Source organism: Brevibacillus sp. (genome assembly GCF_003521185.1).
GTDB classification, from domain to species: Bacteria; Bacillota; Bacilli; order Brevibacillales; family Brevibacillaceae; genus Brevibacillus; species Brevibacillus parabrevis.
Genome location: NZ_DOTK01000061.1, coordinates 182 through 10,895 on the forward strand (window position 1 = coordinate 182; position 10,714 = coordinate 10,895).

At 48.6% G+C, this 10,714-nt stretch carries 7 protein-coding genes and 1 CRISPR repeat array; of the genes, 4 read left to right on the forward strand and 3 right to left on the reverse strand.

What is annotated here, in order from left to right; all coding sequences use genetic code 11:
- Positions 1-918: WD40/YVTN/BNR-like repeat-containing protein (locus tag DEP07_RS18690; protein ID WP_287102872.1), on the reverse strand; the 918-nt coding region annotated here is incomplete at its 3' end.
- Positions 919-1,702: 784 nt separating this feature from the next.
- Here DEP07_RS18690 and DEP07_RS18695 point away from each other — a divergent pair.
- Genes DEP07_RS18695 through DEP07_RS18710 form a run of 4 tightly spaced genes read left to right on the forward strand, consistent with a single transcriptional unit; the run spans position 1,703 to position 3,814 of the window.
- The gene (locus tag DEP07_RS18695; RefSeq protein WP_280649345.1) at positions 1,703-2,191 is read left to right on the forward strand and encodes a GNAT family N-acetyltransferase; all 489 of its coding nucleotides are present in this window, start codon (positions 1,703-1,705) and stop codon (positions 2,189-2,191) included.
- A gap of 24 nt (positions 2,192-2,215) precedes the next feature.
- Positions 2,216-2,722 (forward strand): phage tail protein, encoded by a 507-nt coding sequence (locus DEP07_RS18700; protein WP_122965905.1) that lies wholly within the window; start codon positions 2,216-2,218, stop codon positions 2,720-2,722.
- Between the two features lie 42 nt (positions 2,723-2,764).
- Positions 2,765-3,262 carry a phage tail protein gene (locus DEP07_RS18705; RefSeq protein WP_280649344.1) on the forward strand — a complete coding sequence of 166 codons (498 nt, stop codon included), beginning with the start codon at positions 2,765-2,767 and terminating at the stop codon, positions 3,260-3,262.
- Between the two features lie 15 nt (positions 3,263-3,277).
- A complete protein-coding gene (locus tag DEP07_RS18710; protein WP_122965903.1) occupies positions 3,278-3,814 on the forward strand; it encodes a phage tail protein in 537 nt (178 codons plus the stop codon).
- Positions 3,815-3,899: 85 nt separating this feature from the next.
- Here the strand turns inward: DEP07_RS18710 and DEP07_RS18715 are convergent, their stop codons facing one another.
- The gene (locus DEP07_RS18715; protein ID WP_280649343.1) at positions 3,900-8,372 is read right to left on the reverse strand and encodes an anthrax toxin-like adenylyl cyclase domain-containing protein; all 4,473 of its coding nucleotides are present in this window, start codon (positions 8,370-8,372) and stop codon (positions 3,900-3,902) included.
- A 633-nt stretch (positions 8,373-9,005) separates the two neighbouring features.
- A CRISPR array of direct repeats spans positions 9,006-9,779; the repeat unit is 37 nt; unit sequence GTTTCAGTCCCCTCGTTCCTCGGGTCCTCAATGTAAC.
- Positions 9,780-10,124: 345 nt separating this feature from the next.
- The gene (locus tag DEP07_RS18720; protein ID WP_141254171.1) at positions 10,125-10,634 is read right to left on the reverse strand and encodes a type I-A CRISPR-associated protein Cas5; all 510 of its coding nucleotides are present in this window, start codon (positions 10,632-10,634) and stop codon (positions 10,125-10,127) included.
- Positions 10,635-10,714: the final 80 nt, after the last annotated feature.

Sequence of the window (10,714 nt, forward strand, 5' to 3'; positions counted from 1 at the left end):
TCCTGCTGTATTCGTACTCAACGTAACTGTCGTTCCTGCCGCTACTGCTCCGCCTGCCGGATTCGCTGTCGGCTTTTGCGCTTGGCTAATCGGAGCATTTCCTACCAAAACTAATCCTGAAGTTCCTGAAGCCACTACCTTGCCATTTCCAATCCTTACAGCCGATACTGATTTGCTTCCGCCTGTATTTTCTCCTGACCAAGTGGAGCCATCTGGCGAGCTGATTATGGTCTGATTCGTTCCGCCTGCAAAAAAATGTCCTTCATCAAAAATCACGGTTGCATAGGAAATCGCTCCTAAGCCTGTTGGCGGTGTCTGTACTGTCCAGTTGACTCCATCATCAGAAACATACAGGTAGCCCGTTAAACCAACGGCTACAAATACTCCATTTCCATATGCTACGCCATAGAGCTGCTTCGTCGGGGCCGCAGTGTTCACCTTTTGCCATGTTTCTCCGTCGCCAGAAGAATAAACAACAAAGGTACCACCCGTTCCTTTACCTACAGCAATGTATTGACCCTCTCCATATGTAACCGAGTTGAATCCGGTGATCCCAGATACTGTACGTTGCGTCCATGTCTGCCCGTCCGTTGAGACAAGAACCGTTGTGGAGTTACTTGAAGTAACCACTACTTTACTTCCATCACTGGCTATTTCAGAAAAAGCGACTCCAGCTCCCACTCCCGTATTATTCGACACCCAATTTCCGGCTACTCCCGGGTCCAACCCGTCATTAAGGGTGAAAATTTTTCCGTCCGAACATGCCGCTATCCATTTCGTTTTAAAATGATAGGTAGCATAGACAGCGCAACCAAATGGATCTGCTGCCTTCGACCATGTCGTTCCGTTTGTGGATGAAGAGTAGTCCCTCGTTAAAGCAAATGCCAACCATGTGCCATCGTGGTAACCAAGCTTCAAACTCGAACTCCCCAACCCTGTGTTAGTTGTGCTAACCTCTGTCCATGACCCGGCAGACGCCGTGGAAACCAGGGAACCGAATTGCATAGAGGTAAAAATTAACAGGATAGCCAGTATCATTTTGGATAAAGTCCGTATTTTACGATAGTTGTCTCTCATACTCCCTCCCCTTCCCTACTAAACTTGAAACTTGCTCAATCCTATAATTCCACTAGAAAAAGACCTGATTGCAATTGAAACATTTCATTCTCCGAGATTTTTACTACCCATGCACTAGCATTGCTTTTTTTCACCAAAAACCTCCCTATCAAAAAATAAAGGCAACATCGTGGCCGATGAAAGGCAGGACTTTTTTCCTCGCCTTCATTCATGATGCTTTGCCTGGGCATTTCAAACACACTTCCATAAGTGCCTTGAACAGATGTACAACCATTATATCTTTGTCCGAGCCACTTTTCGACAGAAAATCCGATAAATTCAGTATAAAGTTCATACTCCGTTCAAAAAACGCAGAACCCTAATATTACAAAATTCATCATTTTTTTCATTTCTCTCTTCCCTATCCCTTCAAAGTTATGCTACTTTTGAAAGGTAGATTATGGTTACTTTAGACCTAAATACTCACACTTAGTTTCTTCACAAACTATTTCTTCATCTCATGTTCCCTACAACTTCATTGCTTCATTAGTTAACAGTTTCCCCTCGTGCAAATGCCTCACAAAAAGCGTATTCCCTTAGCGAGACGAGAACTCTAAACATTTCGATCTTTTGAAAGGAACGAACGATGATTCAAAAACGAGCGGTTGAGAAAACGGATGAAGCTTTTTTGCTTCAGCTGTACATAAGCACCCGTGCAGATGAACTTGCAGCATGGGGGTGGGACAAGCAGATGCAGGAGCAGTTTTTGCAGCTACAGTTTCTTGCCCAGAAAAATTCCTACTCGACCCAGTACCCTGACGCGGAGCATCTGCTGATTTTCTCCGAGAACATCCCGGCTGGCAGAATCATGATTGCACGAACCGAAACAAAGATTACCCTCGTCGACATCTCTCTGCTTCCCCATCATCGTAATAAAGGAATTGGCTGCACGCTGATTCGTGAACTGCAACAGGAAGCTGCTGACACTTCACGGCCCTTGCACCTGAGCGTATTACCCACGAATCGAGCGATACATCTGTATGAGCGTCTAGGTTTTCAAACGATTGACAGCTCAGGATTTCATATCAGCATGGAATGGACTCCGACATCATCTGATGAAGGGCCTTCTATATAATTAAACAATCAAGAGGTGACCCGTATGAGTGAATCCTATCTTGGAGAAGTCCGCATGTTTGCAGGCAACTTTGCCCCACAAGGCTGGGCATTGTGCAACGGTCAATTAGTGAGCATAGCGGAGAACGAAGCACTTTTTGCCCTGCTTGGCACGACTTACGGCGGCGATGGTCAGACAACCTTTGCCCTGCCCGATTTGCAAGGAAGAGTTCCGGTCCACCCTAACACCACTTACGCCCGAGGCAGCAAGAGCGGCACAGAGACCGTCACATTGGTCAGCAATCAACTGCCAGTTCACACGCATACGGTCAATGCAATTCCTGAATACCAGGACGATGATACTCCTGCCAATAATGTCTGGAGCAAAAATCCTTATTTATCCTTTTCTGTAGAGTCTTCCAGCGCACTTAGCAACATGAATCCCCAGTCAGTCTCTCCCGTCGGAGGGGGACAACCTCATAACAACATGATGCCTACGACCGCAATCAGCTTCATTATTTCTTTATACGGAGTCTTCCCGCCGCAGCCATAGTATCCAGCAGCAATGTTAGAGAATAAAAGGAGGTATTCTACCATGTCTGAGCCGTTTTTGGGTGAAGTTCGTTTGTTTGCCAATAATTACGCCCCGCGCGGGTGGATGTTTTGCGAAGGTCAGATTTTGAATATCAATCAAAATCAGGCACTCTATTCTTTGCTCGGAGCTGTGTATGGCGGAGATGGAGTAACTACGTTTGCCCTCCCGGATTACCGCGGGCGCACACCGATTCATGTAAGTTCTACTATTCCGCTCGGTACCGCGCAAGGTGAAGCCAATCATACCTTAACGATCAATGAAATGCCTCAACACACCCATCAAGTAGCCGGTTCATCTGTCGAACCAACACTCTCTACTGCGGCTAACAACGTGTGGGCAGCAGCAACCAACGCATACGGTCCGGCAGCAAACCTCCAGCAAATGAATGCCAATACACTGTCCACAGCCGGTGGAAGTCAACCCCATAACAACATGCAGCCTTATTTGGTAATGAACTACGCCATGGCCATTCAAGGAATATTTCCAAGCAGAAACTAAGAGGAGGCGGTACATATGGCAGATGCTTATATTGGAGAAATTCGTATCTTTGCAGGAAACTTCGCCCCTAAAGGCTGGGCGCTGTGTAATGGCCAGCTTATGAGCGTTCAACAAAACACTGCCCTTTTTTCCATTCTTGGAGTTCAGTACGGTGGAGATGGAAAAACCACCTTTGCTCTCCCAAACTTGATGGGGAGCGCTGTAATGAATCAAGGTCAGGGATACGGTTTAACCAATCGTACAGTAGGACAAAAAGTTGGCAATGCGAACGAAACACTGTTGACAAGCGAAATCCCTGCCCACACTCACATCCCGCAGGCAACTGTAGATCCCGGCAATTCCACTGTTCCGACAAATGGCTATTGGGCTCCAACTCCTGAGCCAGATCCATTCTCCGGAGCACCGCTCTACTACGATCCAACTCCCAATGTCCCAATGTCTCCTATGGCTTTGAACGTAACAGGCGGTTCGCAACCTCACAACAACATGCAACCGTTTATCGCCCAAAACTTCATCATCTGCTTGAGCGGCGAATTTCCGTCCAGAGGCTAAGCACTTATCAAAAATTTTTACGCATACGCAAAAATCCCGTCCTACTCTTGCCAAGTGGGACGGGATATTTTTTTCCTAGACCAGCTTAACTATCCAAACCTGCCGACACCCCATCCATCTTCTGTACCCACAGAGAAGACATTTTTCCGTCGTCTTCCAAAAGTATTACCTGGGTGCCTTCTCTTCCGCTTGAGTGGTTCGCCCTCAACACTTTCTCAGGCTCTTTCTTGCAGATCAGCTTGCCGTCCTTCCATTCCCAGAGCTGATTGGGCGTCTTCCCGTCGTTGATCGTAAAAGCGTACACCGGATTGGGAGAGTTCGGATGATCCAATACGAGCCTCTCCCCGGAGCGATTCGCAGTGCGGCACTCGATATATCCATCCGCTGTCATGCGCCATAGTTGCTCATTGCCTGGAGCCAGTTTTTGCAAGTTAACCGTTCTCCGGTCGCTGTTCAACGTCAGGAAAAGCTTGTCCCCTACCTGACTCTGCAAGCGGAAATACCCCTCGGCGCTCGTTGCTCCCCGAGTCATCGTCTCGATGTAAAGCCTGTTGTCGACTCTGGCAAAAGCCAAGCCGATTGTCTCTGCTGCGGTGTCATTGACGAATGACTGATACGTAACCTTGGTATCTCCAACGTGGAAATAATGATCGTTGCTCGTGTTCGTATTTTCGAGCCATTCGCCATTGTCTGCCTGTACCCTGATCGCAAGCCGGTTGCCGCCTTTTTGGTAGAACGAAAACGCCTTTATGTTCTGATTAGCCGGAAGCAACAGCGGATTTTCATCGATATACTGGGAATATTCGAAATCAAAATACTGGCCGCTGTTGCGCAACTCGTCATACGAACGCGTTTCTTCCACCCACGTCCTCCGACCGTCACGCTCGACAAACACTCGCGGAACCAGCATGTCCCATTGCGTACTTCCGCCTGTCCGGCAAACAAATCCGATCCCTCTTATTTTCCCGTTGATGGCGAGCGGAGCTGTGGACACGAGCAACCGTTTCAATCCAAGATCGAGTCCATCCTGGGAGGAAGTCGTCTTGCACACTTTCGCATAAGCATCTGCCGGATTTTGGGCGACGATCTGCTTCACCCAGCTCAATGTTCGCCAATCCCCTTTTTCTGCCAAAACGATCGGAGAACCTTGCGTATCCTTGTCCTTTTCGACAATCGCGTATTGCCCTGATCTGGTGTGCTTCAGTCCATCGCTGGTAAACTCCCACATGTGATCCGTCTTCGTCTTCAGAGCAAATTTTTCTTTAAGCACCAGCTTGTTGTTGACATTTGCCAACACAAACGGATTCCCATTCGAGCTGGTAAGCGCACTGTAGATTTCATCGCTGTTTTCCTTCGTATACCACAGTTGATTGCGGCTGCTCACATGCGGAGCAAACACGATCTCAGCCTGCTCTTTCGCCGTTCCGCCTTCTCCGTCGCGCACTGTCATGACATAGCCTTTTTTATATCGGCTCGAAATGACAAAGTACACCTCTTCTTGTCCAGCCTCTTGGGCAAATTCCTGTTCAGCCGCCTGGATCATCGTCCACGTTTGGGCGTAAGTGCTGTTGTTCGCGTTCGCGCTCTTGGCAGCGACTCCTACTTTATCGTCATCGCGCAAGGACACCGTGTACTCGCCTTTGACGGCAGGATTGTTCAGCAAAATGCGGCCGCCTTTCGCATCCCATACCTGATTTTGCGAGCGCCCTTTTACTGAGACAATCAAAGGCAAAAATGCCTCTTCCGAAACGACTTCCGGCATTGTCAGCACATATTCCGTCTCGTCCGTAGATGCTTTGCTGACGATATGTCCGAGCGGAGACATATGCCACAGCTGGTGATCGCCGTTTTTCCCCACAGCCAGCTCGACTTTTGTACCATCCACAGGATTGGCATCCTCCAAGGAAAGCACTTGCTTGTTTTTGCTGGCGATGTAGAAATACTCTTTTTTCGCGTACTTGCCGATCAAATCGTAATACTTTCCGTAGAACAGGAAATGGGCGTTTTTTTGCATGAGCTGCTGGGCTGTCAACGTCTCTACTTCCGATTTCAACAAGTTGACGCAAGCTTCATACAAAGAAGCCGGGAGCAAATCGATGCTCGGCAGCAAGCCGTCAGAGCTGATCAGGCTCCACTCGGTATAAGGAGCTACAGAGTTGGCCCATTCATTGGCATTGCTAATAAACGTGCCTTCTCCGCCAATCGCGGTAAACGTCATCGACTGGCTCTCATTCTTGGCTTTGTCCTGCTGCTGCTCGCGCTCTCCAGAAGAATAGTTCGTTTCCGCCTCCACTCCCACGCCCATCTTTTTCAAAGATATTTTTGCTTCTGCCGCATATTTGCTGACGACATCTTTGACATCGCTCGTTTGTTGCAGCTCTTTGGCGTCACTGGCAATCAGTTTGCCGCCGAGCGTGCTGGTAGTCGGCACAAAATGCCCAAACGATTTCAACACAAGCAACAAACGGTCAAGCGGGCTTTGGAAGCTTCTCGCCTTAGACGAATCTTTCTTGGCGGAAGCCAGCAGTTTTTTGATCTCGCTGACAAACTCTTCACTGGCGCATGGCACCAAGTAGTTAAACGACAGCTCTACCTTTGGCAGCAAATAGCTGCTGGTAATGTACACCGTTTTCACTTGCTTGGAAGAACTGGTGCTCTTTTCATCGGATTGCGAGTAGCCCACCCCGACGCCGGCACCGAAAGAAGGAACAGCCGCAGCGATCGTGAGCGATGCGCCGAAGTTGGAGACGCCATTTTTCTGAAGCTGGTGAACCAACTCCGAAAACGTGTACTGATTATCGAAATACCCCGAATATCTCGGTTTGCGGTAGTACACTTCCGTTGGGACAATCTCCTGCTGCTTGACTTGCTCCGTAGTGCTCGCCAATACGTTGCGAAAACTTTGCTGCATGATCTCCGGGTAGCTGTAGTCGATCACAATGCCGCGGAAAAACCCGGTGCGATCCAGCAAATCGTCGCGCAAATTTTTATGAAGCATGAAAAAGTCGCTCAATTGCGGGTCTTTCTTCTCTTTGATGACGCTCAGTTGAATGAGACTCGTGTCTTCTTTTTTCGCGAAGTCATCCGACTTGATGTCTTTCAATGTCGGCCCCAGCTCTTCCTTGCCCATCAGCTTAGGGATCGCTACCTTTACTTTATTGATCAAGTTTTGCCGCAGATCATTGCTGTCGTGCAGCTTGGCCGCTTCGTCGTCCAACGCTTTTTCTTTTTTCAACAGCTCTATTTCTTTTGCGCGAATGGCGAGCTGTTCTTCCTTTTCTTTCAACGCTTGCATCTTGATGTCTTTGCTTGTTGTTTTCTCTTGCGCTTCCTTCTCTTTGCTCTCTTCGGCTTTGCCGTCCTTTGCTGGCGCTTCTTTTCCTTCGCCCGAAAAACTCGACCAGGTTACTTTGTCCTGGACCTCTTTTACATGCGGCAGCCAATCATTTTTCCACTTCTCTTCAAGCAAAATGGTATAGCCCGATCCGTGACACTCGTTGATCCATTCCGCAAGCTGTTTGGTATCTGTGAGGCGATATACATGACCGTTGGGGGAAAACGCAATTAGGCTGTCTGTCGAATCGATGACAGGCCGCCCGACTGCCGGAGTCAGAGCGAAACGGGTCAGGGATGCCGGCACTTTGGCGCCCTGCCCTTCTTTTGGTGCGGGAAAAATGGCGGTGGTAAGCTCCTTGGTAATGGCCGTTACTTGCTCTTTGACTCGCTCTGCCTTTTTCGGCCAGATGGAAAACAAACCAATATCGTTGGTCACACAATTCCGATATTTCTCGTCCTCAGCATACGGCGCCACAGGATTTGTCAGGCCATACACAGGGCGGTAATGGGCATACGGGTTTTCCAAAGCTTTGTCCGCTTCGAGATACTTCTTGATCTCTTTGAAAAACGCGGCAACTTCCTGCTTGCCTTCTTCCTTAATCGCTTCGCCCAGCATTTTCGTGCAAGCATTTGCGAGGGTCGAAACCGCATCTTGCTCGAAGTCCGCCTCGTATTTCAAGCCATATGCCGCAAACACGTCATAGTAGAGCGCCCAGCGATCCTCTTTTTGTTTGACGAGAACAACCGAAAAAGCAGTCGCCTCCCCGGCTCCCCCTTCCTTGGCAGGCAATGTGACGGTTCCGCTGTAAAGCTTCTCGCTCTCTTTGTTCGCCTTCCATTTCTGCTCGTTTATCAGCCAGTCCAAACGCTTGTCCGATATGACCAACGGACTTGCCGAGCAAGCCTGTTCTCCCTCTTTTTTGCTTAGGGACTGCTTGTTGCGCTTTTGTGTCGCCAACCATCCTGGCAAGCCATCCGGATTCAGCAAAGGATCGAGGCACACAAAACCAGTCATCGGTCCCGATTTGCTCGGCATAGCTTGAATCTGTTTTCCTTTTGCATCGTACCCTTCTGCAAGCAACCCTTCGCTTGCCAGACCAGGCGCGCGTGTAATGACAATCGAGTCGTTTTTCTTCGCTGCCTGCAAAAACGCCTGAACGTAGGCGAGAGGAATCCCGTCCTTGCGCAGCTCCTCCGCTTGTACTTCAACGAGTTTCGACATGCTTTCCACCTCCATGAAAAAGACACTCGGCTTGCCGATCCGTAAAAATAGAAGTCCCGCTGCCACTTTTACTGAAAGAGAGCCTTGTGTCTTTGGGTTTTTAGATTGGGTTTGGTTTGGGTAAAAAGGTGTTTGAGTATTGGGTGTTTTGTGAAACATTGCGAGGCATTTTGTCGAAAGATGGGGAAATGGGACTTATTTCCTAATAATATAGCATGAGTGGGGTGGAAAAGGAATATATAGGGGGGATTTTTGGGGGAGGGAGGTGGGTGGCAAGGGGACTGAAACTAACCTCGCAGTCGAGGGGTAACCTTACCTGATTACTTTTGTATGACAGAGCTGGAAAGTTAGGGGATTGAAATTCGATTATTTTCAGCAATACAACGAGAGCTGGGAAGGGGGCTGTGTCAAGTTGGGGTGCCATTTGCAATTGTGCAGAAGCATTTTACAAGATTTTCTTGCGGGAGGGCCTCATAGGGGGATTGGGGTTAGTTTACTTGTATTTGAGTTTTCGATGTAACGCCGTCAAGGACAAGCATCATGACTGGCTTGCTGGAAGCTTCAGTCTCCTAGCTTTTCGGGTCTTCGATGTAACATCTACAAATTAAGCGAATTGTTTACGATGGCGCGGCGGTTTCAGTCCCCTAACTTTTCGGGTCTTCGATGTAACGCGAGCGAGGCGTTCTGGCGCAGCAGCGGCCATCTGGGTTTCAGTCCCCTAACTTTTCGGGTCTTCGATGTAACTGGGGACACGCCCTCGGCGACCTTCGCGTCATAGAAGTTTCAGTCCCCTCGTTCCTCGGGTCCTCAATGTAACCAGTTTTGATCGGCCAGACGCTGTCATGAAATAATCTGTTTCAGTCCCCTCGTTCCTCGGGTCCTCAATGTAACTAAAGATTCGAATGTTGGTAAAGAATCATCGCCAGACGGTTTCAGTCCCCTCGTTCCTCGGGTCCTCAATGTAACAACTGCTCCAACTTCTTCGGTTGGCTCCACAAGCCGTTTCAGTCCCCTCGTTCCTCGGGTCCTCAATGTAACGCCGTGGATGCGGAATCGATCAAGCTTTATCGAGATGTTTCAGTCCCCTCGTTCCTCGGGTCCTCAATGTAACACCTCGCGGAGAACATCGATCATATCCTCGTAGTCTGTTTCAGTCCCCTCGTTCCTCGGGTCCTCAATGTAACTGGACAGAGTAACGTAAAAAACGGCAACTAACAGGAGTTTCAGTCCCCTCGTTCCTCGGGTCCTCAATGTAACTCCACCAGCGGTGTCACTGTGATGTTTTTAATGTCCAGTTTCAGTCCCCTCGTTCCTCGGGTCCTCAATGTAACGGTCTTATCGGTTTGTGATTTTGACTCGCAACTGGTGTGGTTTCAGTCCCCTCGTTCCTCGGGTCCTCAATGTAACCGACCTCGATCGGCACAACTAAACTCAGTAATACCAAGGCTTTACACGCGTTCACAGCCCTAAGCATTCCTCACTTTTTTCGAGGATTGCATTTCCGCCAAAAAACACGCTCGATCCTCGAAAATCCCTTTTTTCGTCTGTATTGCTTTTCCGCTACCCCTAATACCTAGCCTTAGTATTCACTTTCTTCTGCATAACAATGTACTCTCATGTCAATAATAAATCATTTTCCCCATTTTTATAAGACCCTTCCATCTTTTCCTGACAACAACACCACAACCAATCTCTTCACCTAAAAGGGAAGGGGCAGCCTTCTGTCTTCTGCCCCTGCTCCAACCAAACCACTTAACTTTCTTCACGCGTATACCAAGTAAAATCCCTGCTTGCCCGCTTTTGGTGATACGGAATAAACACTGTTTTCATAACTCGGTCTCGTCCCATCTTTGCACTCGTACCATCAAAAGAACTGATGCTTTCAAAGGTTGCCTTGGGTCCCATGTCATCGAGGTATTGCATCACCACGCATTCACTGAATGCGGTTGGTTCTCCAAGCAAGGCACTGAAAGTTTGCCCCAATTTCTCGCATACTTCTTGACCCACCGCTTGCAGAAAGCTTCCTCGTTTCCCCAAATAATGCAAATGGAGCAGCAACTCCTTCAACAAAGACACTTGCTGTTCGGCAAGCTCCCTTGTTTGGATCGCGATGGCAAGCTCTCCCTCAAAGAAAACATACTCGCGAAACCCTACGGAAGAGATGAACGCAGGTCCTGCCTTTTTGTCTTTTGGCTCCGTTTGAATTTTGACGAAACTGTTATTCACAATGGCCTGTTTGGGTGGCTCAAACCGGATATCCAAATCGCGAATCCAGGAAAAGATTTCTCTCCCCTCGATTCCTTTGCGAAAAGCGGCATCAAGCAATGCCATTTTTACACTGT